The 24,727-nt window shown below is 71.0% G+C and carries 26 protein-coding genes; 21 read left to right on the top strand and 5 right to left on the bottom strand.

Going from position 1 to position 24,727, the window contains the following annotated elements; translation table 11 throughout:
• Positions 1 to 14 precede the first annotated feature (14 nt).
• Entirely contained in the window at positions 15 to 683 is a 669-nt protein-coding gene (locus tag ACWDVW_RS08185; protein WP_449946012.1) for a lytic polysaccharide monooxygenase auxiliary activity family 9 protein, read from the bottom strand.
• 454 nt (positions 684 to 1,137) lie between these two features.
• Here ACWDVW_RS08185 and ACWDVW_RS08180 point away from each other — a divergent pair, with 454 nt between their 5' ends.
• A complete protein-coding gene (locus ACWDVW_RS08180) occupies positions 1,138 to 2,385 on the top strand; it encodes a GAF domain-containing protein (protein ID WP_449946010.1) in 1,248 nt (415 codons plus the stop codon).
• Between the two features lie 70 nt (positions 2,386 to 2,455).
• On the top strand, positions 2,456 to 3,370 hold the full coding sequence (locus tag ACWDVW_RS08175) for an aldo/keto reductase (protein WP_449946008.1): 915 nt from the start codon (positions 2,456 to 2,458) through the stop codon (positions 3,368 to 3,370).
• Positions 3,371 to 3,449: 79 nt separating this feature from the next.
• On the opposite strand, the gene ACWDVW_RS08170 is transcribed toward ACWDVW_RS08175, so the two are convergent.
• Positions 3,450 to 4,295, bottom strand: coding sequence for a DeoR/GlpR family DNA-binding transcription regulator (locus tag ACWDVW_RS08170; protein WP_449946007.1), 846 nt, complete (start codon positions 4,293 to 4,295; stop codon positions 3,450 to 3,452).
• 239 nt (positions 4,296 to 4,534) lie between these two features.
• Here ACWDVW_RS08170 and ACWDVW_RS08165 point away from each other — a divergent pair, with 239 nt between their 5' ends.
• From ACWDVW_RS08165 to ACWDVW_RS08140, 6 genes are read left to right on the top strand one after another with little or no spacing between them, the layout of a single operon-like run.
• Positions 4,535 to 5,815 carry an ABC transporter substrate-binding protein gene (locus ACWDVW_RS08165; protein WP_449946005.1) on the top strand — a complete coding sequence of 427 codons (1,281 nt, stop codon included), beginning with the start codon at positions 4,535 to 4,537 and terminating at the stop codon, positions 5,813 to 5,815.
• Between the two features lie 55 nt (positions 5,816 to 5,870).
• Positions 5,871 to 6,806, top strand: a complete 936-nt coding sequence (locus tag ACWDVW_RS08160; protein ID WP_449946003.1) for a carbohydrate ABC transporter permease — start codon at positions 5,871 to 5,873, stop codon at positions 6,804 to 6,806.
• 3 nt (positions 6,807 to 6,809) lie between these two features.
• On the top strand, positions 6,810 to 7,652 hold the full coding sequence (locus ACWDVW_RS08155) for a carbohydrate ABC transporter permease (protein ID WP_449946002.1): 843 nt from the start codon (positions 6,810 to 6,812) through the stop codon (positions 7,650 to 7,652).
• Positions 7,653 to 7,693: 41 nt separating this feature from the next.
• Positions 7,694 to 8,557, top strand: a complete 864-nt coding sequence (locus ACWDVW_RS08150; RefSeq protein WP_449946001.1) for a ketose-bisphosphate aldolase — start codon at positions 7,694 to 7,696, stop codon at positions 8,555 to 8,557.
• A gap of 1 nt (position 8,558) precedes the next feature.
• A complete protein-coding gene (locus ACWDVW_RS08145; protein ID WP_449945999.1) occupies positions 8,559 to 9,788 on the top strand; it encodes an ADP-dependent glucokinase/phosphofructokinase in 1,230 nt (409 codons plus the stop codon).
• A 6-nt stretch (positions 9,789 to 9,794) separates the two neighbouring features.
• Positions 9,795 to 10,757: a class I mannose-6-phosphate isomerase gene (locus ACWDVW_RS08140; RefSeq protein WP_449945998.1), complete on the top strand. Its 963-nt coding sequence runs from the start codon at positions 9,795 to 9,797 to the stop codon at positions 10,755 to 10,757.
• 74 nt (positions 10,758 to 10,831) lie between these two features.
• On the opposite strand, the gene ACWDVW_RS08135 is transcribed toward ACWDVW_RS08140, so the two are convergent.
• Complete coding sequence (locus ACWDVW_RS08135) at positions 10,832 to 11,227, bottom strand: MerR family transcriptional regulator (RefSeq protein WP_449945996.1); 396 nt, start codon at positions 11,225 to 11,227, stop codon at positions 10,832 to 10,834.
• A gap of 56 nt (positions 11,228 to 11,283) precedes the next feature.
• Between ACWDVW_RS08135 and ACWDVW_RS08130 the strand changes: the two genes are divergently transcribed.
• From ACWDVW_RS08130 to ACWDVW_RS08070, 13 genes are all read left to right on the top strand, one after another.
• Positions 11,284 to 12,207, top strand: a complete 924-nt coding sequence (locus ACWDVW_RS08130) for an SDR family NAD(P)-dependent oxidoreductase (protein ID WP_449945994.1) — start codon at positions 11,284 to 11,286, stop codon at positions 12,205 to 12,207.
• A 213-nt stretch (positions 12,208 to 12,420) separates the two neighbouring features.
• Positions 12,421 to 12,978 carry an RNA polymerase sigma factor gene (locus tag ACWDVW_RS08125; protein WP_449945993.1) on the top strand — a complete coding sequence of 186 codons (558 nt, stop codon included), beginning with the start codon at positions 12,421 to 12,423 and terminating at the stop codon, positions 12,976 to 12,978.
• Positions 12,975 to 13,775, top strand: a complete 801-nt coding sequence (locus tag ACWDVW_RS08120; protein ID WP_449945992.1) for a hypothetical protein — start codon at positions 12,975 to 12,977, stop codon at positions 13,773 to 13,775. The genes ACWDVW_RS08125 and ACWDVW_RS08120 overlap by 4 nt, the downstream gene beginning before the upstream one ends.
• Positions 13,776 to 13,844: 69 nt before the next feature.
• The gene (locus ACWDVW_RS08115; RefSeq protein ID WP_396747978.1) at positions 13,845 to 14,645 is read left to right on the top strand and encodes an ABC transporter ATP-binding protein; all 801 of its coding nucleotides are present in this window, start codon (positions 13,845 to 13,847) and stop codon (positions 14,643 to 14,645) included.
• Entirely contained in the window at positions 14,642 to 15,976 is a 1,335-nt protein-coding gene (locus ACWDVW_RS08110; RefSeq protein WP_449945989.1) for a hypothetical protein, read from the top strand. Before ACWDVW_RS08115 ends, ACWDVW_RS08110 begins: the two co-directional genes overlap by 4 nt.
• On the top strand, positions 15,973 to 16,572 hold the full coding sequence (locus tag ACWDVW_RS08105; RefSeq protein WP_449945988.1) for a hypothetical protein: 600 nt from the start codon (positions 15,973 to 15,975) through the stop codon (positions 16,570 to 16,572). Before ACWDVW_RS08110 ends, ACWDVW_RS08105 begins: the two co-directional genes overlap by 4 nt.
• 51 nt (positions 16,573 to 16,623) lie before the next feature.
• Positions 16,624 to 16,770, top strand: coding sequence for a hypothetical protein (locus ACWDVW_RS08100; RefSeq protein WP_449945986.1), 147 nt, complete (start codon positions 16,624 to 16,626; stop codon positions 16,768 to 16,770).
• Between the two features lie 94 nt (positions 16,771 to 16,864).
• Entirely contained in the window at positions 16,865 to 16,999 is a 135-nt protein-coding gene (locus tag ACWDVW_RS08095) for a hypothetical protein (protein WP_449945985.1), read from the top strand.
• Between the two features lie 60 nt (positions 17,000 to 17,059).
• Positions 17,060 to 17,518, top strand: a complete 459-nt coding sequence (locus ACWDVW_RS08090) for a hypothetical protein (RefSeq protein ID WP_449945983.1) — start codon at positions 17,060 to 17,062, stop codon at positions 17,516 to 17,518.
• Positions 17,519 to 17,662: 144 nt separating this feature from the next.
• Positions 17,663 to 18,778 (top strand): MerR family transcriptional regulator, encoded by a 1,116-nt coding sequence (locus ACWDVW_RS08085; protein WP_449945981.1) that lies wholly within the window; start codon positions 17,663 to 17,665, stop codon positions 18,776 to 18,778.
• 98 nt (positions 18,779 to 18,876) lie between these two features.
• The gene (locus ACWDVW_RS08080; protein WP_449945979.1) at positions 18,877 to 19,257 is read left to right on the top strand and encodes a metalloregulator ArsR/SmtB family transcription factor; all 381 of its coding nucleotides are present in this window, start codon (positions 18,877 to 18,879) and stop codon (positions 19,255 to 19,257) included.
• A complete protein-coding gene (locus tag ACWDVW_RS08075; RefSeq protein ID WP_449945977.1) occupies positions 19,254 to 19,733 on the top strand; it encodes an SRPBCC family protein in 480 nt (159 codons plus the stop codon). Before ACWDVW_RS08080 ends, ACWDVW_RS08075 begins: the two co-directional genes overlap by 4 nt.
• Before the next feature lie 151 nt (positions 19,734 to 19,884).
• Positions 19,885 to 22,311, top strand: a complete 2,427-nt coding sequence (locus ACWDVW_RS08070; protein ID WP_449945975.1) for an ATP-binding protein — start codon at positions 19,885 to 19,887, stop codon at positions 22,309 to 22,311.
• A 38-nt stretch (positions 22,312 to 22,349) separates the two neighbouring features.
• Here ACWDVW_RS08070 and ACWDVW_RS08065 read toward each other — a convergent pair whose 3' ends face one another.
• The gene (locus ACWDVW_RS08065) at positions 22,350 to 23,174 is read right to left on the bottom strand and encodes a trypsin-like serine peptidase (protein ID WP_449945974.1); all 825 of its coding nucleotides are present in this window, start codon (positions 23,172 to 23,174) and stop codon (positions 22,350 to 22,352) included.
• 157 nt (positions 23,175 to 23,331) lie between these two features.
• Entirely contained in the window at positions 23,332 to 24,507 is a 1,176-nt protein-coding gene (locus tag ACWDVW_RS08060) for a low temperature requirement protein A (RefSeq protein ID WP_449945972.1), read from the bottom strand.
• Positions 24,508 to 24,727 lie beyond the last annotated feature (220 nt).

The following is a 24,727-nucleotide window of genomic DNA, read 5'->3' as shown; positions in this document are numbered from 1 at the left end:
GCCGACCTTGCGGATCAGACGATGTTGATGTCGCTGCACCACATGTAGGTCTGGTCCATGTGCGACGCCTTCCAGATCACGAAGAGGACGTGCTGTCCGCTACGGCCGGAGGTCGAGACGTTGAACGAGATGTTCTGCGTCGGCGCGTACCGTCCGGTCGTCTGGATCAGGTCGATGTTTCCCCACCCGACCTGCTGGGTGGCCGGGTTGAACCCCTGCCGGGTCAGGTATACCCGGAAGAAGTCGGCGCCGTGGCTGGCCTGGTCGTAGAACTGGAGGGTGAAGCTGCGGCTGACGGTGGTCGCCTTCCAGGCGCCCGCCTGGTTCAGGGCGTTGTTCCGGGAGAGGGCGTTGCTGCACAGCTGACCGTCGGGCGTACGGGCCTGGAACTGCCCGCCCAGGCCGTCCCGCAACTGGCTCATCCAGTTCCACATCGTGTCGGGGTTGGCCTGGAACGCGCGGTAGCACATCGGGTCCTGCGTCTGCATGGCCGGATCCATGTGCCGGTGGCCCCAGTTCTGCCAACACTGGTAGGCGCGGGTCGCCGGGTTGATCACGGTGCCGTGGGCCTGGGCGGCGCCGGCCCAGGGCAGCATCGCGACGACCATGGTGAGCGCCAGGGCGAGTGCCTGGAGAGGTCGGCGGACGACCGACCGGGATTGAGGGGGGTGGTGTGAACGCACGGTGCATCCTCCGTTCCGAGCGCTCCGGGGACGGTGTGGGAGCGCTTCCAACGAGTATTACATCGAGAGTACCCTATATTAATGATCGTCTATTAAACTTCGGCCTTTCGGAACTACCGAAGTCGTCGCCGAGATTCACGCGGGCGCCACTGGTTCGGATCGATCTCGACGGGTCGACATTCGATGATCGGCAGTTCTCCGACCGCTGCGGAATGCGCATCACACGTCGTGCGGGCATCGGAAACGGTGGTGGCCGTGGTCGCGGACCGGCTGCGCCGTCTCCGTCGCTCGCGACGCGGCGCCCCCGGGCACGGAGGCGGCAGCAGGGCCACGACCGGTGAGCGGGCGCGTCGTCCCGTAGGTTGATAGCGCACGAACGGGATCGACGGCGAGGGGCGGACCACACATCATGACAGCGGTATCGGGCCGGCGGCCTGCTGCTGCGGGTCCGGCGGTGACCACGCCCGCGGCAGAGGACGACCTGCGTACGTTGTTCGGCCAGTCCATCGCCGTGTTCGCCTCGCTCACCGGGCCGACGCACCTGTTGGAGGCCGCGAACCCGGCGTTCTTCACCACGATCGGCCAGGAACGCGCACGCAGCGGAGTCCCGCTGGCCGACCTGATGCCCGAACTCGCCGGTCAGGGATTCATCGACCTGCTGGACCAGGTCTACCGCGCGGGGGAGCCCTACACCGGACGTGACGTCCGGGTCGTGCTGGGCACCGGTCCGCAGGCCCGGGAGACCTTCTTCGACTTCACCTACGAACCACGCCGCGACGCCGACGGCGCGGTGACCGGGATCCGGGTGATCGGCGTGGAGACCACCCAGGTCAAGCACGCCCAGTGGCTGATGGCCGAACACCGCGCACTGCTGGAGCAGATCGCCCGTCAGGCCCCGCTGACCGAGGTGCTCGACGGGATGGCCCGCTGCATCGAGAACCTCGCTCCGCAGGAGGTGTTCGTCTCGGTCCTGTTGGCCGACCCCGACGGCCGGCACCTGCGCCACGGTGCCGCGCCCAGCCTGCCGGACTTCTACAACGAGGCCATCGACGGCATCGTCACCGGTGAAGGCGTCGGTTCCTGCGGCACCGCAGCCCATCGGCGGCAGCCGGTCGTCGTCACCGACATCGCCACCGACCCGTTCTGGAGCGACTTCCGCCCGTTGGCCGACCGGGCCGGGCTGGCCGCCTGCTGGTCCACGCCGATCCTGGCCCGCGACGGCGGACTGCTCGGCACCTTCGCCATGTACCACCGCACCCCACGCGTCCCGCAGGACACCGACCTCGCCATCGCCCGGCTGTTCGCCGGCACCGCGGCACTGGCCATCGAACGCCACCACATCGAGCAGGCGCAGAAGGCCGCCGAGGAACGCGCCACGGCCGCCCACGACGAACTGGCCAAGGCGGTACGCGCCGAGCGCGAACTCCGCGCCGAGGCCGAGCAACGCGCCGCCGCCGCTGCCGAACTCAACGCCCGGATGCGGTCGGCCGCCGCCGCGCAGGTCGCGGTGCCGCATCCCGATCACTGCCAGCTCGGCGGCACGGCCGGATGCACCGCACCGGCCGAAATCAAGATCGCCGACTCCTGGGGCGACGCCGCGTGGGGCTGTCCCACCCACGTCGAGGAAGCCATTATCAACGTCCGTTCGGTCTTCATCGCCAACGAGGAACTCGGCGGCCTGGCCGCCTACCTGCACCGCTGAACCCGCCGGGCCGGACGGGAACGACCCGGGTGGCGACGACGACGCGCAGCCTGCCGTGTTGGATGGGGTGATGGCAACCATTGCGCGCCTGGCCGCAGGCTCCCGGATCGGGCTCGGACTGGCGGCCGTCGGCCGTCCGGGCTACATCAATCTCGGACGCGCCGCGGACCTGCCGGTCGATCGGACCGTCGAGGCGCTGCGCGCGCGTGCGGCCGAACTCCTCGATCAGGCGTACGCCTCCGGGGTCCGCTACGTCGACGTCGCCCGCTCGTACGGCCGGGCCGAGGAGTTCCTCGCGCACTGGCTGCGGAGCCGGCCGGACGTCGACGACGTGGTCGTCGGGAGCAAGTGGGGCTACACCTACACCGCCGGTTGGCGCGTCGAGGCCGAGACGCACGAGGTCAAGGACCATCGTCTCGCCACCTTCGAGCGGCAGTACGCGGAGACCCGGCAGGTGCTCGGTGACCGCCTCGACCTCTACCAGATCCACTCGGTCACCCCGGACAGTCCCGCGCTGCACGACGTGGCCCTGCACCGTCGACTCGCCGACCTCGGCCGGCAGGGTGTGCTGGTGGGACTGTCGACCAGCGGGCCGAGGCAGGCCGAGGTCATCCGCGACGCGCTCGGCGTACGTGTCGACGGCGAGCCGCTGTTCCGCAGCGTGCAGGCCACCTGGAACCTGCTGGAGCCCAGCGCGGGCCCGGCGTTGGCCGAGGCGCACGACGCGGGATGCGTGGTCATCGTCAAGGAGGCCCTCGCCAACGGCCGCCTCGCCGTACGCGAGGACGTCGGCGACGCGAGCGCGCTCGCGGCGGCGCTGCACCAGCCGTGGGCGACGATCGTCCTGTCCGGAGCCGCCACCGGCGACCAACTGGCCTCGAACCTGCGGGCGTCCACGCTCCCCGTCGATCCGGCACGGTGGGCGGAGTTGGCGATGCCGGTCGACCGCTACTGGCAGGAGCGCGCGGCGCTGCCCTGGACCTGAGGCCGTCGAACGCGTCGACTGCGGGGCGCCGGCCGGCGCCGGTGCCCCCGGCGGCCGGTCCGAGAAAGGTCGGGCCCGGCTAGTCGGTGCGGCGGGCGTCCCGTTGACGCGGTGAGGTGGTCGGGGTGATGACCTGCACCCCGCTCGCGGCGAGGGCGTCGCGCAGATTCGCCGGTGGCGCGGTGTCGGTGATCAGGTAGTCGGCGCTGCCCAGTTCGGATGCCTGCGCGAACAGTCGGCGGCCGAACTTGGAGGAGTCGGCGAGGATCGCCACCCGGGCGGCGCGCGAGATCATCTCCTGCATCATCGCGGCCTCGGCGAGGTTGCTGGTGGTGTAGCCGGCGTCCGCGTCGACCGCGCCCACGCCGATCAGCGCCAGGTCGCAGCTGATGTCCAGCTCGGCACCGCCACCGGCCCGGAAGCTCACCGGCCCGATGGTGGCGAGCGTGAGGGTGCGTACCGCTCCGCCGAAGACGTAGATGTCGCGGATCGCGGTGGGCGGCAGTGCGCCGGGCACCAGCAGGTTGTTGGTCGCCACGGTGAGGTCCCGGTGCTGGCCGAGGTTGCGGGCCACGGCCAGGGTGGTGGTCCCACCGTTGATCATGATGGTCGAGCCGTCCCGGACCAGCGCGGCGGCCAGCGCCGCGATCTTCTCCTTCTCCTGCTCCTGGAGGGTGAGCCGCTGGTCGACGGCACGGTCGGTGCGGAAGACGGTGGAGAGGCTGACGGCGCCGCCGTACGTGCGCACGAGGACGCCGTCGGCGCTGAGCTGGTCGAGATCGCGTCGGACGGTGTCGATGGAGACGCCGAAGCGTTCGGCCAGCTCGCTGACCGTCACCTGGCCGGTGTCGGCGACGTACGCGGCCAGTTGCGCCTTGCGTCCGGCGGGCAGATGCCGCTGTCGCTCGTCCTTGTCGACACTCATGGTTCCCCCTTGTCAATGCGGCAGTATGCCACAACCCCGCGTCGGTGCCGCGCGCGGCGGCATAGAACAGCACGGAGCGGCGTAGCCGAGCGGAGTCCAACGAAAGCGCAGCGTGCGCACAGCTTTGCCGTACTACGCGTTTTCTTGCTGTTCTCCTCTTGTCTTTGCCTGTAACACGTTGCTAACGTGACGCCAATCTCGCAGAGAAGCGAAGGATCTCGATATCGAAGGAGTCCCCCATGATGTTTCGTGCTACCCGGCTGAAGCGGCTGGTCGGGGTGGTGACGGCGGCGACGATGGTGGCGGCCGTGGCCGCCTGTGGTTCGGACGACGCCGCCTCGGACGGCAGCGTGACTCTGGAGTTCGCGCAGTGGTGGGGGGCCGAGCTGCCGGCCGGTGAATTCGACAAGATCATCGATGACTTCACCGCGCAGAACCCGAACATCAAGATCAAGCTGCTCAGTGCGCCGTACGCCTCGACCAAGCAGCAGTTGCTGACCGGCGCGGCCTCCAAGACCCTGCCCGACGTGGTGGGCCTGGACGGCGCCTGGGTCAACGACTTCGCCAAGCAGGGCGCGATCACCGACCTGTCCGCGCTGATGACCGAGGCGAACTACGACGACAGCGAGCTGGCCAGCCAGGTGCAGGTCGACGGCAAGACCTACATGATCCCGGTGGTCAACTTCGTCTACCCGCTGTTCGTCAACATGGACCTGCTCACCGCCGCCGGCGTCGACAAGGTGCCCGCCACGCGGACGGAGTTCCTCGACGCCGCCAAGAAGATCAGCGCGGGCGACGGCGACGCCAAGGGCTGGGTGCTGCCGCTGGACACCGCCGTACCCAACGGCGTGCAGAACGACGTCATGTCCTGGCTCGGCGCCTCCGGCGGCAGCATGCTGGCCGACGGCAAGCCGAACCTGACCAGCGCGCCGGTCAAGAACACCATCGAGTACGTGAAGAGCCTGAACGACGCCGACGTCATCGCCCCCGGCTCGCTCACCATGAAAGAGCAGGACAAGGTCGAGAAGTTCACCAACGGCCAGGTCGGCATGATGATCGACTCGCTCGCGCACATCAACCTGATCCGCAAGAACAAGCCGGACCTGAACTTCCAGGTGGCGCCGCTGCCGGCCGAGGACGGCTACACCGGTGAGCGCGGCATCCCCTACGCCTCCTGGGGCATCGGCATCTCCGACTCCACCAAGCACAAGGCCGAGGCGTTCACCTTCGTCTCGTACCTGATGAGCCAGCAGACCAACGCGAAGCTCAGCACGATCGCCAACGGCTTCCCCGGCAACAAGACCGCGGAGCCCGACTTCGGCAACAGCGACCCGCTGTTCAAGACCGCCTTCGACATCTACCAGCAGGGCTACCCGTCCAACGAGTTCGTCGGACTGCCCAAGTCCGAGGACCTGATGCGCAGCTTCGCCGAGCAGCTCCAGCTCGTGCTGACCGGCAAGTCGAGCGTCGACGACGCCCTCGCCAAGGCGCAGGAGAACTGGTCCTCGGTAATCGGTTAGCCCGCCCGGGCGCCGCGCCGGACCCTCGGCGCGGCGCCCGACCAAGGAGACAGCCATGACCCTGACAGCACCGGAGACCTCGACGCGGGCCGCGCCGAGCACCACCGGGCGCTCCCGATCCACCCTGACCCGGCGCCTCGTCCCGTACGGCTATCTGTTCCCCACGATGCTGCTGGTCGTGGTCCTGATGGTCGTGCCCATCGTCATGGTGATCGGCTACTCGTTCCGGGACAACGTGATCGCCCAGGAGAACTCGGTGTTCGCCGGGTTCGCCAACTACGCCACGGTGCTCACCGACCCGGCCTTCGTGGCCGCGCTCAAGAACACCGCCGTCTTCATCTCGGTCAGCACCGCGGCCCATCTGGTCCTCGGCCTCGCCTTCGCGATGATGCTCAACAGCCCGCTGCTGGGCGGCGTCACCAAGGCCATCTTCCGGATCGTCTACATTCTGCCCTGGCTGTTCACGATCGCGGTGATCGCCGTCATCTGGCGGCTGCTGCTCGACCCGGCCGGCGTGGTCAACCACGTGCTCCAGACCCTGGGCGTCATCCAGTCGGGCGTGAACTGGTTCAGCGACCCGGGCACGGCCCTCTGGGCGGTGACGTTCGTCAACGTCTGGGCCGGCTACCCGTTCTTCATGATCAGCCTGCTGGCCGCGTTGCAGGGCATCCCCGGCGACCTGTACGAGGCCGCCGCCGTCGACGGCACGAACTGGTTCCAGCGGTTCGTGCACGTGACGCTGCCCCAGCTCCGGCCGGTGATCATCAGCATGGCGGTGCTCGACCTGATCTGGACCTCACACCAGTTCGCGCTGATCTGGATGACCACCGGCGGGGGACCGCTGAACACCACCGAGATGCTCAGCACCTTCACCTACAAGCAGGCCTTCAGCGAGTACGAGTTCGCCACCGCGTCGGCCGCCGCCGTGATCGTCCTGCTGCTCACCATGGTGCTGGCCTTCTTCTACGTACGCTCGCAAAGGGAGCGGTGAGACATGACCACCGTCAAGATGCGGCGTACCTTCGCCAAAGTCGGCGTCGTCACCGGGCTGGTCATCGGCGGACTCTTCGCCGGCCTGCCGGTCCTGTGGCTGCTCTCCACGTCGTTCAAGAGCAACGGCGAGGTCTTCCAGAACCCGCCGCAGCTGATCACCGAGGGCTTCTCGTTCGACGCCTACCGCGCGATCCTGGGCGACGCCGCCCAACTGCGCTTCTTCCTCAACAGCTACATCGTCGCCTTCGCGGTGACCATCCTGACGCTGCTGGTGGCCATCCTGGCCGGGTACGCCTTCTCCCGCTTCGCGTTCCCGTTCAAGAAGACCATCAACGCCGCGATCGTCAGCGTCCAGGCGGTACCGCCGATCACCCTCGTCATCCCGTACTTCGGGCTCATCGTGGCGCTCGGCCTGTACGACACCTACCTCGGCCTGATCCTCACCCACATGGTGTTCACCCTTCCGTACGCGATCATCATGGTCACCGCCTACCTGAACACGCTGCCGCGCGAGCTGGACGAGTCGGTCAAGGTCGACGGCGGCAGCGGCTGGACCGCGCTGTGGCGGATCCTCGTGCCGACCGCCGTGCCCGGCCTGATCGCGGTCGGTGTCTACACCTTCATGATCTCGTGGAACGAATACCTGTTCGCGCTCACGCTGACCCGCACCGACGAGATGCGCACCGTCCCCATCGGCATCCAGCTGCTCATGGGCCAGCACTCGTACGAGTGGAACCAGATGATGGCGATGAGCATCCTCGGGTCCATTCCCGTACTCCTGCTCTTCCTCTTCTTCCAGCGGCGGTTCATCGGCGGGCTCACCGCCGGCGCCGTGAAGGCCTGACCGACCGGCAACACCCATCAGTGACAAGGAGAAACGCGAACATGCTGACGACCGGTAAGGCGATCCTCGACGTCGCCAACGCGCACCACTTCGCCGTGCCCGCCTTCAACATCAGCGACTGGGCGATGTTCCGGGGCATCGTGGAGATCAGCGAGGAGACGGACGCCCCGCTGATCGTCGCGATCCACCCTGACGAGATGCGGCACATCGGCCGGGAGATGATCAACGGCGTCGTCGAGCGGGCACACCGCTCCAGCGTGCCGATCGCGATCCACTGGGATCACGGCGCCACCTACGAGCAGATCCTGCAGGCCGTGCAGTTCGGCTTCACCTCGGTGATGATCGACGGCTCGCTCCTGCCGTTCGAGGAGAACGTCGCCATCACCCGCAAGGTCACCGAGTCCGCCCACGTGCTCGGCGTGTCGGTGGAAGGCGAGCTCGGCACCATCGGCGGCAACGACAGCTACGCCGAGGCAGGCGCCGCCGAGATCATCTACACCGACCCCGACGACGCGGTCACCTTCATCGAGCAGACCGGCGTGGACAGCCTCGCGGTGGCCATCGGCACCTTCCACGGCATGTACCCGGCCCACCTCAAGCCGGAGCTGAAGCTCGACCTGCTCAAGGAGATCAAGAGCCGGGTGCAGATCCCGCTGGTGCTGCACGGCGGCTCCGGCAACCCCGACGACGAGATCCGCGAGGCGGCACAGATCGGCATCAACAAGATCAATATCTCGACCGACATCAAGCTCGCCTACCACGCCAAGATGCGCGAGGTGCTCGGCAACGACCCGAAGACCCGCGAGCCCAACGCCATCCAGCCGGCCTGCATCGAGGCCATGAAGGTGGTCGCCGCCCAGAAGATCGAGCTGTTCGGCGCCGCCGGCAAGGGCTCGCTGTACTGACATGGCCGACGCGTCCCGTGTCGTCCTCGGCCTCGGCGGCTGCGTCGACTACGAGGTGACACTGACCACCGACGTGCTGGCGCGCCTGGTCGGCGACTACGACATCGTCGCCGCCGACCTGACCGCGTCGACGCCGGTGACCAGCGAGCGAGACCTCGTGGTGTCGATCCTCGGCTACGTCGCCAGGGGCGGAGGCGGCGAACACTTCGTCGCCTCCGCCCCGGTGCTGGAGACCTTCGCCCGCCGGTTCCCGCACCGGGTGGCCCTGGGCGGCACCTCCGTGCGGGCCGGGATCCTGATGAGCCGACTGGGCATACCGTCGACGCTGCACCTGGTCACCGTCAACGACACCGTCCGCCGGCTCCTGCCGCGCGACAGCGACCACTTCACCACCGCCACCGAGGACACCTTCTATCCGCACCTCATCGTCCAGTACGACCAGGGCCTGCGGATCCGCACCGACCGGCTCGACATCACCGCGCCGCACCCGAACCGGCTGATCTACGTCAACGACCCCGCCAACAGCACCATGCTGCTCAGCGACGACCTCGGCCACCGGCTCAGCGGCGCGGAGGTGTTCCTGATCTCCGGGTTCAACGCCATGCGCTCCTCGGCACAGCTCGACGACCGGCTCACCGAACTGCGCGCCCACCTGCGCCACCTGCCACCCGGGGCGGTGACCTACTTCGAGGACGCGGCCTACCACGAGCCCGCGTTCAGCGGCCAGGTCCGGGACGCGCTGCTCGACGTCATCGACGTGTACGGCCTCAACGAGGACGAGATGCAGTCGTACCTCGGCCACCCCGTCGACCTGCTCTCCCCGGCCGAGGTCGCGGACGCGCTCACCGCGCTGCACCGGCTCATCCCGGCACCGACGCTGGTCCTGCACACGAAGTACTGGGCCGCCGCGTTCGGTCCCGCCGCGACCCGCTACGCCGACGCCCTCGACACCGGCACCGTCATGGCCGCCGCCCGCTACTGCCACGGCGACGACGTCACCGACACCGACGTCGCCCGCCTGCGCGCCCGGCCCCGCCGACCCGAGTCGGTGGCCTTCGCCGCCGCGGTGCGCACCCGCCTGGGCGACACCGTGCACTGCGTGCCCGGCTTCGCGCTCGACGTCCCGAACCCCACCACGGTCGGCCTGGGCGACACGTTCGTCGGCGGCTTCCTCGCCGCGCTCGCCGCGACGGGCGCGACCGGCCCGCCACCCCCACCACGAACGGACTGACCACCGATGACCGTCGAGGTCCTATCCGCCAACCAGCCGGAGACCTTCTATCGGGGCGCCGGCCGGATCGCCGACTTCCGCACCGTGCCCGCGTCGCCCGACCGCCCCGAGGACTGGGTGGGCTCGGTGACCACCCGGTTCGGCCTGGGCCCGTCCGGGCTGTCCACGCTCGCCGACGGGCGCGTGCTGGCGGAGGCGATCGCCGCCGACCCGCGCTGGTGGCTCGGACCGGGACGCACCGACACGGGCGTACTCGTCAAACTGCTCGACGCCGGCCAACGCCTGCCGCTGCACGTCCATCCGGACCGCCGGTTCGCCACCGCCCACCTGGCCTCGCCCTACGGCAAGACCGAAGCCTGGGTGATCGTCTCGGCCCGCCCCGGCGCGTACGTCCACCTCGGTTTCTCCCGCGACGTGCCCGCCGACGAACTGGCCGGCTGGGTGACCGGGCAGCGGACCGCCGAGATGCTCGACGCCACCAACAGGATCCCGGTGTCGGCCGGCGACGCGATCCTCTGCCCGGCCGGCCTGCCGCACGCGATCGGCGACGGCATCCTGCTCGTCGAGGTCCAGGAGCCGACCGACTTCTCCGTGCTGCTGGAATACGAGAGCTTCGGCCTCGCCGACGGCCACCTGGGGATCGGCTACGACCTCGCCCTGCAGTGCGTGGACCGCAGCAGGTGGACACCGGACCGACTCGACCGGCTGCGCGGCGGGCACCGGCTGCTGCCCGAGGCCGCCGACGAGTTCTTCGCCGCCGGACGGCTGCACGGCGGCGACCGACTGGAGCCGGGCTTCGGCGTCCTGGTCGTGGTCGCCGGGGACGGCAGGTTGACCGGTGAGCACGACGACCTGGCGCTGCGACGGGGCGACACCCTGCTGGTCCCGTACGCCGCCGGCCCGTTGCGTGTCGACGGTCCCGTCGAGGTGATCCGGCTGGCGGCGCCCGCACCTCGACCCGAGGGGTGACCGGCGAGCGTGGACACCCTGGCCGGCATGCGGCGGAGCGTCCTCCGTCCGGCCTGCCGCGCCGGGCACCGCCGTTACCAGGGATCTCCGGAGGCGCCGGCAGCCAGGTGCCGCTCGTAACTGGCCACTTTGGTGTCGATGAGCTGGAGGCAGTCGTGTAGCCGTGCGAGTTGTTCGGTGACCTGGTGTTGGTGTTCGCGGAGCAGGGTGAGTCGTTCGGCTTCGTTGCCGCTGCCCGCACGGACGAGCTCGGCCAGGCGCCTGATCGTGGTCAGCGGCATCCCGGAGGTCCGGAACTTCACGCAGTTGGTCAGCCATTCGACGTCCCAGGTGCTGTACACGCGCCGACCGGAACGGTCACGTTGCACCTCGCCGCCCAACAGACCCTCACGCTCGTAGAGCCGCAGGGTGTGCACGCTCAACCCGGTGCGCTGCGCCACCTGCCCGATACTCAGGCCGCCCTCTGCCATGCGGTCGACCGTAGTCGATTGACCTAGACCTCGGTCCAGCTCCTAGCGTCCAGGGCATGACCAACGACGCCACCCGTACCCCGTTCGGTGCCCACAGCACGACCACGGATGTCCTGGCCGGAATCGACCTGCGCGGCAAGACCGCAATCGTCACCGGCGGCTATTCCGGCATCGGCCTCGCCACCACCCTCGCGCTCACCAGGGCCGGTGCCCGGGTCGTCGTCCCGGCACGGAGGCCCGACGTCGCCCGGCGGGCGCTCGCCGGCACGTCCGGCATCGAGGTGGACCATCTCGACCTCGGCGACCTCGCCTCGGTCCGCGCGTTCGCCGGACGCTACCTGCACCGCGATTCCGCTCTCGACATCCTCATCGCGAACGCCGGGATCATGGCCTGCCCACCCCAGCGCCGGGGACCCGGCTGGGAGGCGCAGTTCGCGACCAACCACCTCGGCCACTACGCGCTGACGAACCTGCTGTGGCCCGCGCTCACCGCCGCGGGTGCGGCTCGGGTCGTCTCGGTCACCTCCGGTTACAACCCGGCGTGGCGCATCCGGTGGGACGACGTGCAGTTCGACGGCGGCTACGACAGGTGGGAGGCGTACACCCAGTCCAAGCTCGCCAACATCCTTTTCGCCCGCCACCTCGACCTGATCGGCAGACCACACGGGGTACGCGCCTTCTCGGTCAATCCCGGATGGATCCGCACCGCCCTGCAACGACACCTCACCGCCGGGGAGATGGTCGCCGCCGGCTGGATCGACACCGCCGGCAACTCCCTGCCGGGCCTGTTCAAGACCGCCGAACAGGGCGCGGCGACGCAGGTCTGGGCTGCCACGTCACCCGCGCTCGACGCGAGCGGGGGTGCGTACTGCGCGGACTGTGGAATCGCAGGGGACGTGGTCACAGACCGTCGTGAGGCGGCCCGGCTCTGGGCCCTCTCGGCTGACCTGACCGGCCTGGACCTCATCGGTCGACCCTGACCCCGCACCTGCGCGGCCAGTTGTCTCGCCGAGTCAGCCGAACTACCCGGCGATGTCAGCCAAGGTCATCCCGCGCCGCCAGCCGCCGGACAATGTCGGCCGTGGTCGACACGTCCGGCCGGTCGACCGAGGCGCGACGAAGGTGATGGCCATCACAGGAAACCGGGACCCGATCCCGGTCCGCCCGTCGTCTTACCCGGTGTGAGTACTGGCATGGACGCAGCGGACGAGGGTGAACTCGTGCGGCGCGTCGCCCGTGGTGATCGGCGGGCCTTCGACGAGCTGTATCGGCGTACCTCGCCGTGGCTGGAGGTGCGCCTGCGTCGCCGGTGCGCGGACCCCGACATCGTCGCCGAGGTCCTCCAGGACACCTACCTGACCGTCTGGCGGGCCTCGGGCACCTTCGCCGGAGTGCGGAGCGGAAGCGGCGGCGCGGCGCGGGGTACCGCTGTGGGCTGGCTGTGGACCATCGCCGCCCACCGACTGGTCGACGCGTTCCGTCGCCGGGCCCGCACGGCGCAACTGCCGCAGGTGCCACTGACGCCGACCACGGCACCCGCCGCCGAGGACGAGGTGATGGCGGCCCGGATCGGGCAGGAACTCGAACAGGCGCTGCTCACCCTGCCGCCCGAGGTCCGTGCCGCCCTGCGCGCCACCGTTCTGGACGGGCTCTCGCCCCGCGAGGCGTCCGTGCTGCTGGGCGTACCCGAGAACACCGTCAAGTCCCGTGTCCGCCGAGCCCGGATCGCGCTACGGGAGGCCCTGTCATGACTTCCCACCCGACCCTCACCCAGATCGAGCGGTACGCCACCGCCGACCCCCGCCTCGACGAGCCCAGTGTCTGGGCCGTCGAGGTGCACCTGGAGGACTGCGCCGACTGCCGGGCCCGGCTGGCCGGCAGCACCACCGTCGACACGCGTACCGTCCTCGCCCAGGTCGCCGCCACCCTGGACCGGGAGATCGCCGCGTCCCCGGCCCCGGCCGCCCGCAGCCGGTCCTGGACGGTGCTGCGCCGCCGCTGGCTGGCCGGCACGCTCGTCCCCTGGCTGGCCATGACCGCCGCGGTTCTCGCCTGCGCCGTCGTGCTCAGCGAGTTGTGGACCGAGTTGCCGTCGCTGGTGCTGCTGCTCGCGCCGCTGGCCCCGTTGCCCGGCGTCGCGGTCGCGTGGCACCGCCGGGCCGATCCCGCCTGGGAACTGATCGCCACCACCCCCGGCGCCGGCTTGACCACCCTGCTGCGACGCACCGCGACGGTGCTGGTGGTCGTCATCCCGCCCCTCGCCCTCGCCGGCTACGGCACCGGCGTGCCACCGGCGCTGATGCTGTTGCCCTGCCTGACGTTCACCGCCGCCACGCTGGCGCTGGGCAGCCTCGTCGGCGTACGTCGGGCCGCGATCGGACTGGTCGCGGTCTGGACGCTCGCGGTGATCACACCCAGCCTCGCCGCCGCCCGTACGCCACTGGTGCTGACCGAGGAGAGCACCGGCATCTGGGCACTGACCACGGTCGCCCTGACCCTCACCGCGCTGCTGCGGGCCGACGGGCTCCGACGAGTCGCCCAGCAGTAACACCTTTCCGCCCACCGGACGCGCGACGCCGCGTCCCGCTCCACCGACCCCGAACGAAGGAGGATGCCGATGCGTGCCCTGAGCGCGGCCGAAACGGCCGTCACCACCAATCCCTGGGCTGTCCACGCCGAGGGACTGCGGGTCCGCGCCGGACGGCGCCTGGCCGTCGACGGCCTCGACCTGGCCCTGAACATCGGGGTCCACGGACTGCTCGGCCCCAACGGCGCCGGGAAGACCACGCTGATGCGGTCCCTGGCCACCGTCCTCGCGCCGGCCGCCGGGCGCCTGACACTGCTCGGACACCCGGTCGACGGCCGCGCCGACCTGCGCGCGGTCCGCCGTGGCCTGGGCTACCTGCCGCAGCACTTCGGCTTCTACCCGCGCTTCACCGTGCGCGAGTTCGTCGGATACATGGCCTGGCTCAAGGAGATGCCCAAGGCCGCGATCCCCGCAGCGGTCCAGCGGGCCGTCGACCGGGTCGGCCTGACCGACCGGGCCGACGCCCGACTGAAGACCCTCTCCGGCGGCATGCTGCGCCGCGCCGGCATCGCCCAGGCCATCGTCAACGACCCGCAGCTCCTGCTGCTCGACGAACCCACCGTCGGCCTCGACCCGGAACAACGACTCGACTTCCGCGAACTGCTGCGGGACCTCGGCACCGACAGTTGCGTCCTGGTCTCCACCCACATGGTCGAGGACGTGGCGGCGGCCTGCACCGACGTGGTGATGGTCAACGAGGGGCGCCTGGTCTGGCAGGGCACCGCCGAGGCGCTCAGCGCCCAGGGTGACCAGAGCCACCCGGGCGACAGCCCGACCGAACGGGGCTACTCCGCCGTCCTGCGCCGGCACCGGGCGGAGGCCGCCCGATGAGCATCCTGGGAGTCGAACTACGCCGCTCCGCCGCGCTCGGTGCCGCGCTGATCACCGTGCTCGCCGGAATCGGCGCACTCTATGTCGCCCCGGCCCGCTGGTCCGGCGGCTGGATGTCGCTGGCTCTCATCACCCGCGAGTACCTGCTGCTGATGTGGCCGTTGGCGCTGGCCGCAGGCGCCTGGCAGGGCCGTCGGGAACACCGGTCGAACGTCGGTGAACTCTTCGGCACCACCGCCCGGCCCCGCATCCAGCGGATGGTGCCGGTTCTCGGCGCGATGGCCCTCACCCTCGGCACCGCCTACCTGCTGGTGACCGCAGCGGGTGCCGCCCGGATCGCCACCAGCGCCGGCTATCTGCCCCTGCTCGGCTTCGCCGTCGTCACCGGCGTCGGCGTGCTGTCCCTGATCGCCGCGGCCTGGCTCGGTCTGGGGATCGGGCGTCTGCTACCTGTTCCCGCGACCGCGCCCGCGTTGGGCGTGGCCGGCGTCCTGGTCGTCTCGGTCAGCATGTTCATCCGTCCGGACTGGCTGGCCGCGGCGGTGTCCCCGATCTACGGCACGAGCCAGTTCCACGCGTACCAGACGATCGACAACCGGGTCAGCGGAGCGCTGGCGATCTGGCTTGCCCTGCTCGCCGTCGCCGGCCTGGTGCTGTTCGTCGCCGGTGGCTGGCGGACCCGTACGGCGGCGCTGGTCCCGGTGCTGCTCGGGCTCGGCGCGGCAGTGGCGTTCGTGCCCCGGGACCCGGCGGTGCTCGACGCGCCGGTGGACCCGATCGCCCGGGAACTGGTGTGCACCGACGATGCCCCGACGGTGTGCGTGAGCCGGGTCAACACCAAGGTCCTCGACGACCTGACCCCGTTGGCCCGCGAAGGTCTGGCGGCGTTGGCGAAACTCCCGGACGCCCCGACCGCCGTGCACGAGGACACCTCCACGTACGGGCGCGGCGGGGCCACGCCGTCCCGCGACGACGTCGTCGAGGTACCGGTCCGGATCGACAAGCACGGCGGACTCGCGCACCCGGGCGTCGTGGCCGTCGAGGTCGTCCGAGGGCTGGGCGTCCCCACCGACGTCGAATGCCGGCAACACCACGAGGCGGTCGAACGGGCGGCGGCGTACTGGCTGCTGGGCCGCGAGCCGCAGTCCGACGTCGGGCTCATCCCCGGAATGATCCAGGAGGACCCCGAGCTCAACTCCGAGGCGCTCGCCCTGTGGCAGGGGCTGCGCGAGGTCTCCGCCGAGGAGGCGCTGGCCCGGGTGACGGCGGTCCGTGACGCCAAAAGGGCCTGCGAGGACACGAGCGAACTGCTGTCCCGGAGCACTCGGTGACCTGGACGCTGCTGTACCTGCGCTCCCGGCGCGTACCCCTGGCGCTGGCCGTGGCCCTCGGCGGCGCGGCGGTGATCTGGACGCTGTGGCTGACCATCGCCGACGAACGCGACGTCGCCCCGACGACGGTCGTCCTGACGGTCCTGCTGATGGTCGCGGTGCTCTCGGCCACTCTGGCCGCACCCGACGAGAACCTGGACCGGACCGCCTCGGTGCGATGGCCGCCACGGCGTGCGGCACACCTGCTGGTCGGCCTGCTGGTCGTCCTGCTGGCCCTGGTCGCCACGCGGTACACCGGGGCCCGCTTCGGGCCGGCCACGCTGGTGTTCCGCGACGCCGCGGGCCTGCTCGGACTGACGGCGCTGTGTGCGACGGTGGTGGGTGCCGGTCGATCGTGGTTCCTGCCGCTGGGCTGGACCAGCGTCGCGGTCATGTATCCCCAGGCGGGCACCGGGGGAGCGGTCCTGACCTGGCAGGGCCAGCCGACCGACAGCACTGCGGCAACGGTGACGGCGACGGTGCTGGCCCTCGGCGGGCTGATCGCCTACTCGCTGGCCGGTCCGGCCCGCAGGGAAGCCACCGAGTCGATCCCCTGAGGCGTCCCCGGCTTGCGCGAAGGATTGATACCCTTCGAGGAAGTCGAGCCCGTGTTGCTCCTCATGGAGGTCATCATGCGCCTGCGCCGCACGGCTGTGTCACTCGCCCTCCTGGCCGTCGCCGGGGTGGTCGCCGCCCTCGGTTTCGACCAGGCCCAGGAGATCTCGCACCTGGCGGGATTCACCTGGTCCAACTGACCCGACGACACCTGCTCGCGATCATGGAGTGCGAACGATCGCGAGCAGGTGCGGGATGACGCCGGAGCAGCATCTGCGGGTCAGCGACGCGTAGTTGTACGAGTCCATCGGGTCCGCGTACCCGGCGACGCGACGCACCGAGCCGCGCATCGCCGCGCGGGTCTGGGAAGCGCTCGGTGACGCCCGCACGGCGACCGCCGCGCTGGGTGTCTCGCTCCAGACCTCGTGACCGGTCGTCGGCGTGGCGGACGGGAGCGCCCGCCACGCCGGCGCACGCGAAGGACGGGAGATGAGAGTGGCAATCCGGATCGCCGTCATCGTCGGTGCTCTCGGCAACCTGTTGGCGGTCCTGGTGCTGCCGTGGGCGGGCTACGGCAGCATCGACATACCGCTGCACCGATTTCCGGGCTGGTTCGTCCACCTCGCCGCTGTCATCGTCCTGTACGGCGCGGCGCTGTGGGCACTGCTGCGGCCCCCCGCCCGCCGACCCCTCGCGGTCAGCGCGGCGGCCGGACTTGCCGTGGCCGGCTCTGCCGTCGCCATCGCCATCCGCTACGACGACGCGAGCAGCTTCTTCGACGGGACGGTTCCGGCGGTCATGCCCGCGCTCGGGCCGGGTGGTCCGGTCGCTGTCCTGGCCGTACTCGTCAGCCTCACCGCGCTCGCCGTCCTGGCGGCACGGACGAGGGGCACGCCGACTCGAACCAGCGGCCGGCCAGGCGTCCCGACACCGTCGCACGACCGCTAGCCCGACGACACCGACCCGCCGACGTACTCGGTTGCCGTCACTCCGATCCCGCACAGCCGTTCGCCCGAGGCGAGGCGCTCGCGGGCGGACACTGACCCGGTAGCCCTTGCACCTCACGTGACGTCATGCCGCATCGTCGACGAGGTGACCGAGCACCTGACCGTGGGACGCGTGGCGAGTATGGCCGGCGTGAGCGTGCGCACGCTGCACCACTACGACGAGATCGGCCTGCTGCGACCGGTCGCCCGGACCGGCGCCGGCCACCGAGCCTACTCCGCGGGCGACGTGGAACGGCTGCGGGAGGTGCTCGCCTACCGGCGGCTGGGCTTCGGTCTGCGGGAGATCGCCGCTCTGGTCGACGACCCGACCAGCGACGCGGTCGCCCATCTGCATCGGCTGCGTGGCCTGCTGCTGGCACAACGGGACCGCGCCACCGCCACGATCGCCGCCATCGACAGGGAACTGGAGGCGCGGGCAATGGGCATCAGCATGACGCCGGAGCAGCATCTGAGGGTCAGCGGCGCGCAGTTGTACGAGTCCATCGGGTCCGCCTACCCGGCGACGCGACGCACCGAGCCGCGCATCGCCGCGCGGGTCTGGGAAGCGCTCGGTGACGCCCGCACGGTGCTGAACGTCGGGGCGGGCACCGGCTCGTACGAACCCGTCGATCGTGCGGTCACCGCGGTGGAACCCTCGGCGACCATGAGGGCGCAGCGTGCCGTGGACGCGGCGCCGTGTGTGGCCGCCGGCGCCGAGAACCTGCCCTTCGCGGACGGGGCGTTCGACGCGGCGCTGGCCTTCAGCACCGTCCACCACTGGCACGACCCGATCGCCGGTCTGCACGAGATGCGGCGGGTGGCCCGTCGCGTCGTGGTGTTCACGCACGACGCCAGCGACACCGGCTGGCGGCAGCGGTTCTGGCTCAGCCGGGACTACCTGCCCGAGGTCGCCGGCCTGGTGGTCGGCCGCCCCTCGGTGGACGAGCTGGCCCGCGCGATCGGGGCCCGCATGGAACCGGTGCTCGTCCCGTGGGACTGTGCCGACGGCTTCTTCGAGGCGTACTGGCGTCGGCCCGAGGCGTACCTGGAGGAGCAGGTCCGCCGGGCGGTGTCGGTGTGGACCCGGGTCGGGCCGGCGGCCGAGCAGCGGGCCGTACGCGCCCTCCGGCAGGACCTGTCCTCGGGCCGGTGGGCCGAACTCAACCGCGAGCTCGTCGACCTCGACGCGGCCGAGCTGGGCCTGCGACTTCTCGTGGCCTGAGGCTCAGCACCCGGAGCGGGGATCGGCTCAGGTCGCGGTGAAGACGACCGCGCGTCCGGCGGCGAGCAGAAGCGTAACCTATGGGTTACGCTTCAGGCGTGGACGAGGTGGCGGCGGCGATCGCCGATCCGGTGCGCCGGGAGATCCTGCTGATGCTGCGCGACGAGTCGCTCTCGGCCGGGCAGATCGCCGACCGGTTCGTGATCAGCCGACCGGCCGTCAGTCGTCACCTGCGCGTGTTGCGGGAGGCCGGTCTGGTGCGCGACACGGCCGACGGACGTCGGCGGGTCTACACCCTGACCGCCGCGCCCCTCGACGAACTGGTCGGGTGGTTGGGACGGCTGATGCGCCCGTCCCGATGGCAACAGCACCTCGACGCGTTGGAGACCGAGGTCTACCGCACCCGCCGCGAACGGCGCCCCGCCACCGGGCGGGGCACCACCACCGAACGGCACCCATCAGCGAAGGAGACGGCGTGACACCGACACCGACCGGCCGACTGTTCGGCGACGACCTCGTGCTGACCCGCACGTTCCGCGCACCCGTCGCCGACGTCTGGGCGAGCCTCACCGAGTCGTCGCGGACGGCGCGTTGGTTCGGCCCGTGGCAGGGCGACGCGGCACCGGGGCGGACGATCAAGGTCCAGATGGCGTACGAGGAGGACGAGCCCTGGATGGACATGACCATCGAGGTGTGCGAACCGCCGAGCCGGCTCACGGTCTCCGCGGTGGACGAGTACGGCAGTTGGCACCTGGACATGACGCTCGTCGAGAGCGCGGGTGTGACCGAGCTGCGGTTCACCCACCACCTGACCGGCACGGCGGACGCCGGCGAGGTCGGGCCGGGGTGGGAGTACTACCTCGACGCACTGGTCGCCGCGCACACCGGTCAGCCGAGACCGAACTTCGACGACTACTACCCGGCGATGAAGGAGCACTTCGAGGCGCAGCGGTAGGCGTACCCGGGGCGGGGGTGCCTCGCTCTGCCAGGACACGTTTTCCCGAGATGTCGCGACATCGCCGGATGCGCCGACCCGTGGCGACGGCGGGATAGGTCGACAATCCTCTATGGATTGGCGATCGCGTCCGGCTGGGGAGGGGTGCGGGATGAGCGGACCGGCTGGGCAGGCGCAGGCGGCTCTGGCCCGGTTCGTCGACGACCTCAGGCGCCTGCGGCAACACTGCGGGTCCCCGTCGCTGAACACCCTGGTGGTGGTGTCGACGAAGCTGGGGTCACCGCTTGCCCGCTCCACCCTCAGCGACAAGCTCAACGCGAAGTCGTTGCCCGAGTGGCCGTTCGTCGTCTCCTACGTCACCGCCTGCCTGGCCCACGCCGAGCAGTCCGGCGTCCCGGTGCCGACCGAGATGGCCGAGCTGAGCCGCTGGGACGCGGCGCACTGGCGACTGTTGCGTGCCGTCGACGCCGGTCGCGCGGAGGACCGGCTCCAGGCCGCCGCCCACGCGCAGCTCGCCCGGCGCGCCGAGGACACCGCCCCTCGCGTGACGCCGCCGGTGACACCCCGGCAGCTTCCGGCGGCCGTACCCGTGTTCGTGGGCCGGCGCACGGTGCTCGCCGGGCTGGCGGCGCTGGTGGCACGCCGACCCGGCGAGCCGGGCACCGTGCCGGTCGCGCTGATCAGTGGTACGGCCGGCGTCGGCAAGACCGCGCTGGCACTGCACTGGGCACACCGGGTCGCCGACCGCTTCCCCGACGGGCAGCTCTACGTCGACCTGCGCGGGTTCGACCCGGACGGGCCGGTACCGGAACCGGCGGAGGTGCTGCGGGAGTTCCTGGAGGCGTTCGGGGTGTCCGCGCCGCGCGTCCCGGCGGGACTGTCCGGCCGCTCCGGGCTGTTCCGCAGCCTGCTGGCCGATCGGCAGGTTCTCGTGCTGCTCGACAACGCCCGTGACGCCGCGCAGGTGCGTCCGCTGCTGCCCAACACACCCGGGTGTCTGGTGCTGGTGACCAGCCGCAACCACCTGCCGGGACTGGTCGGCATCGAGGCCGCCCAACCGTTCGTCCTCGCACCGCTGTCGCCGCCGGAGGCGTACGAGTTGCTCGCGGCCCGGCTCGGTCCGGACCGGATGGCCGGCGAGCCGCACGCGGCGGCGCGGATCGTCGCTGCGGCGACCGGACTGCCGCTCGCGTTGGCCATCGTGGCGGGACGGGCTGCCACCCGGGCCGGACTCAGCCTCGGCCGCCTCGCCGACGAGCTGGCCGAGCCGGGGCGCCTCGACGGTTTCACCGGTGGCGACCGGACCCTCGACATCCGCGCGGTCTTCTCCTGGTCGTACCGGAGTCTCGACGCGACCGGGGCGTGGGCGTTCCGCCTGCTGGGGCTGCACCCCGGGCCGGAGGCCACCGTCGCGGCACTGGCCAGTCTCACCGGCGTGCCCGCCGGGCAGGCGGGACGGACGCTGACGGCGCTGGCCGACGCGAACCTGGTCTCCGAGCCACGGCCCGGCCGGTACGTCCTGCACGACCTGTTGCGCGCCTACGCGGCCGAGCAGGCGGCCACACACGACCCCGATCCGGTACGCCGGGAGGCCCTCGGTCGTCTCCTGGACCACTACCTGCACACCGCGTACGCCGCCGCGCTGCTCCTGTACGACCACCGCGACCCGATCGATCTCGTCCCGGCGCGCGTCGGGGCGGTGGTCGATCCGCCGGCCGACCGTGCCGAGGCATGGCACTGGCTCGTCCGGGAACATCGGGTGCTGCTCGCGCTCGTCGCTCTCGCCGCACAGACCCGGTTCGACACGCACGCCTGGCAGCTCGCCTGGACCCTGAACACCTATCTCGACCGCATCGGCGCCTGGCCGGAGCAGTTGGTCGTGCAGGAGTTGGCGTTGGCCGCCGCAGCACGGGTGGACGACCGGGACGGCGAGGCCCGCGCCCACCGGAACCGGGCCGTGGCCTGCCTGCGGCGCGAGGACCACGAGCAGGCCCGGTCCCATCTGGACGCCTCGTTGGCGCTCTACGCCGGGCTCGGTGACGCCGTCGGCAGCGCCCGGGTGCATCTGAACCTCGGCATCCTCGCCGAACGTCAGGGGCGGCTGCGGGATGCCCTCGACCAGGCCCGGCAGGCGCTGGAGCTGTTCACCGAGGCGGGGAACGTCGGCGGCCGGGCCAACGCGCTCAACAACATCGGCTGGTACCACAGCCAGCTCGGCGAGTACCCGCAGGCGTTGGCGCACTGCCAGCAGGCGTTGGCGCTGCAACAACAGGTCGGCAACCGGTACTGGCAGGCGCACACCTGGGACAGCCTCGGTTACGTGCACTACCGGCTGGACCGGCAGCCGCAGGCGATCCGGTGCTATCACCAGGCCCTGGCGCTGTGGCGGGAGGCGGCGGAACGCTATTTCGAGGCGACCACCCTGACCCACCTGGGCGACAGCCACCGCGTGGCCGGCGATCCGGAGTCGGCCCGTACCGCCTGGTGTCGGGCGCTGGAGATTCTGGAGCAACTCGACCACGCGGACGCCGCGCAGGTCCGGGCGCGGTTGACCGCCGCGCCGGCCCGGTCGGCCTGACCGGGCCGGCGCGAACGTGGATCGGCCGTGGGCGGCGGTCACCGCCACTGCGCGTAGTTGGTGAGGGCCTGCTGCGTCAGTCGGGTGACGACGCTGCTGGTGTGGACCGGTCCGGTGCCACCCACGCCGCTGGCCAGGATGCCCAGGGCGGTGAGCGTGGGCGGGCAGGGGCAGGGCGGCTTCGGCCACGGGAAGTCCAGTCGCGGCGGCAGCGGGCACCAGTCCTCCGGGTCGGGGGTGTAGGCGACGGGGCTGCCGTCCTGTCCGCCGCCGAAGCTGTGCGACGTGTAGAGCTGCGTGGCGGTCTCGGCGCGGATGCGGTCGGTGCTCGCCCACTGCCCGGTCCGGTCCGCCGGATACCCGTGGGTGACGGTGCACGAGCCGGTCAGGGGCTGGGTGGTGGATCCGAGGTCGTACCAGCCGGTGCTGTTGCCGACGGCGCAGTTGAGCTGCACGGCCCCGTAGTCGTGGGCCGGGTCGCCGCCGCCGGGTGCGTAGATGGAGCCGGTCCAGTTCTGCGGGGCGAAGAGGCGGGTCGCCGCACACGAGCCGAAGGGCGCGGTCGTCCCGTTGTGCCCCGGGTACGCGACGATGTTCGTCCGCCAGCCACCGCCGGAACCTCCGGTGTGCACGCAGTGCCCGGCGGTCGCCACCGTGCGGGGGCTGATCATGAAGCCGCTGCACCGGCCGCCGGGGAACGTCAGCAGCACGGTGGCGCTGGCGGGATACGTCGTGGTCGACGTGACCGGAACCCGGTTGTCCGGTCCGGAGCTCGTCGCGGCCGCCGCCGGTGCCGCCGCGAGGGCGGTGGACGCGAGCGCCACGGCGGCCAGGGCGACGAGCGCCCCACTTCTTCTCAGCATCGGTTCTCCTTCGTCGGGGGTGGTGGCCTGGGTGGGTACGCCCACGGTGGCCCGACCGTCTGCTGTCCGGCCGGTTCCCGGACACCGGTGTCGGTCGGACGGCGTCACCCGCCTGCGCGGCAGAGTCGACCGGATCGTGCGCCACCGGCCGGACCGGTCACAGCGGCGGCGTCGCCGGCACGGGTGTGCGACGTCGCCGGTGCGCGAAATCGAACACGGCGATCGCCAGCAGCACCAGGTTGGCGCAGACCACCGCGAGCAGTGGGGTGAGCGCCAGCGCGACCGGGGCGAGCGCGCCGAGGAGCACGACGCCGGCCAACAGTGGCCAGGCGACCCGACCGAAGACCTCGTACTCGAAGCGGGTCCGACCGATGAGGAAGATCGCCGGTCCGCCGACGACGACGGCGAGCAGCTCCGGCTCGACCGTGCCGGTCGGCTCGGCGATGATCAGCTTCGCGCTGGCGGCGGCCGTCACCACCCCGGCGATCATCAGCAGGTGGGTGTACGGCGCGGACCGCGCGAACCGGCCCGGCTGCCGGGCCTTCTCGATGGCCTGGGTCAACTGCGCGGCGGCGCGGTGTACGTAGATCCGGAACAGCAGCGTCGCGCTGGCGAATGCCACCACGATCGCCGCGGTGCGCTCGGCGGTGACCGGGTGTGCGCTGTACGTCAGGCCGGCGACCAGGATGATGTCGCCCAGGGCGATGATGAAGAACTGGTGGTACCGCTCGGCCATGTGTTCGGCGATGGGGTTGAACTGGGCCGCGCCGACCCGTCGCCGACCGGGGAACGGGTAGCCGAACGCGAAGGCCAGGTAGTCGACGGCCGCCGCACCGCCCCACCACCACAGGCGCGTCGTACTGTCGGCGAAGGCGCCGGCGATCCACGCGACGGCCGAGATCCCGAACCACGCCCAGATACGTACCGCGCGTCGGCGCGGGACCGGCTCGTGCAACGTCAGGAAGAAGAGGAATCCTCGACCGAGGTGGATGGCCACGTAGGCCCCGGCGAAGATGGCCGCCCGGTCGACGAACGCGGACGGCAACGCGGCGGCCATCATCAGCGCGCCGAACATGACGCCGACCGTCACCACCTGGATGACCCAGCTGTCCGGGTTGTAGAGGTCGGTGACCAGTGTGGTGATCACCCACACCCACCACACGGCGAGCAGGACGACCACGGCCTCGGCGACGCTGCGCCAGGTCAGCTCCGCCACGAGGCTCTCGGAGAGCAGCGCGAGCGCGACGACGAAGACGAGGTCGAAGAAGAGTTCCAGGAAGGTGGCCCGGCGTGGGGTGGCGGCGCTGCGGAGCAGGCTGTTGGCAGAGGTCATCGCGGCACCCGGCCGTCCGCCGGCACCGTCGCTGCGGCTGGCCCACGAAAACTCATACGGGACATATGGTATTAAAAATCCGGGTTTGGGGCGGCGACTCCGGCGGCTCCCCGGCGGAGCCGACGGTGCAGGGCGCGCGTCGGTCGGCCACCCGGCGATTCACGCAAAGTTCACGGTGACGCCCCTTCGATCGCCCGCACTCCACGCCGCCGGCATCTAC

The sequence above is a fragment of the Micromonospora sp. NPDC003241 genome (genome assembly GCF_053589795.1).
This window is presented reverse-complemented; position numbering and strand designations above follow the sequence as displayed.

Excerpts from the sequence above, each read along its gene's own strand:
- ACWDVW_RS08175 (WP_449946008.1), top strand. The coding sequence starts at position 2,456 with ATGGCAACCATTGCGCGCCTGGCCGCAGGCTCCCGGATCGGGCTCGGA.
- ACWDVW_RS08170 (WP_449946007.1), bottom strand. The coding sequence starts at position 4,295 with ATGAGTGTCGACAAGGACGAGCGACAGCGGCATCTGCCCGCCGGACGC.
- ACWDVW_RS08165 (WP_449946005.1), top strand. The coding sequence starts at position 4,535 with ATGATGTTTCGTGCTACCCGGCTGAAGCGGCTGGTCGGGGTGGTGACG.
- ACWDVW_RS08160 (WP_449946003.1), top strand. The coding sequence starts at position 5,871 with ATGACCCTGACAGCACCGGAGACCTCGACGCGGGCCGCGCCGAGCACC.
- ACWDVW_RS08155 (WP_449946002.1), top strand. The coding sequence starts at position 6,810 with ATGACCACCGTCAAGATGCGGCGTACCTTCGCCAAAGTCGGCGTCGTC.
- ACWDVW_RS08150 (WP_449946001.1), top strand. The coding sequence starts at position 7,694 with ATGCTGACGACCGGTAAGGCGATCCTCGACGTCGCCAACGCGCACCAC.
- ACWDVW_RS08145 (WP_449945999.1), top strand. The coding sequence starts at position 8,559 with ATGGCCGACGCGTCCCGTGTCGTCCTCGGCCTCGGCGGCTGCGTCGAC.
- ACWDVW_RS08140 (WP_449945998.1), top strand. The coding sequence starts at position 9,795 with ATGACCGTCGAGGTCCTATCCGCCAACCAGCCGGAGACCTTCTATCGG.
- ACWDVW_RS08135 (WP_449945996.1), bottom strand. The coding sequence starts at position 11,227 with ATGGCAGAGGGCGGCCTGAGTATCGGGCAGGTGGCGCAGCGCACCGGG.
- ACWDVW_RS08130 (WP_449945994.1), top strand. The coding sequence starts at position 11,284 with ATGACCAACGACGCCACCCGTACCCCGTTCGGTGCCCACAGCACGACC.
- ACWDVW_RS08125 (WP_449945993.1), top strand. The coding sequence starts at position 12,421 with ATGGACGCAGCGGACGAGGGTGAACTCGTGCGGCGCGTCGCCCGTGGT.
- ACWDVW_RS08120 (WP_449945992.1), top strand. The coding sequence starts at position 12,975 with ATGACTTCCCACCCGACCCTCACCCAGATCGAGCGGTACGCCACCGCC.
- ACWDVW_RS08115 (WP_396747978.1), top strand. The coding sequence starts at position 13,845 with ATGCGTGCCCTGAGCGCGGCCGAAACGGCCGTCACCACCAATCCCTGG.
- ACWDVW_RS08110 (WP_449945989.1), top strand. The coding sequence starts at position 14,642 with ATGAGCATCCTGGGAGTCGAACTACGCCGCTCCGCCGCGCTCGGTGCC.
- ACWDVW_RS08090 (WP_449945983.1), top strand. The coding sequence starts at position 17,060 with ATGAGAGTGGCAATCCGGATCGCCGTCATCGTCGGTGCTCTCGGCAAC.
- ACWDVW_RS08070 (WP_449945975.1), top strand. The coding sequence starts at position 19,885 with ATGAGCGGACCGGCTGGGCAGGCGCAGGCGGCTCTGGCCCGGTTCGTC.
- ACWDVW_RS08065 (WP_449945974.1), bottom strand. The coding sequence starts at position 23,174 with ATGCTGAGAAGAAGTGGGGCGCTCGTCGCCCTGGCCGCCGTGGCGCTC.
- ACWDVW_RS08060 (WP_449945972.1), bottom strand. The coding sequence starts at position 24,507 with ATGACCTCTGCCAACAGCCTGCTCCGCAGCGCCGCCACCCCACGCCGG.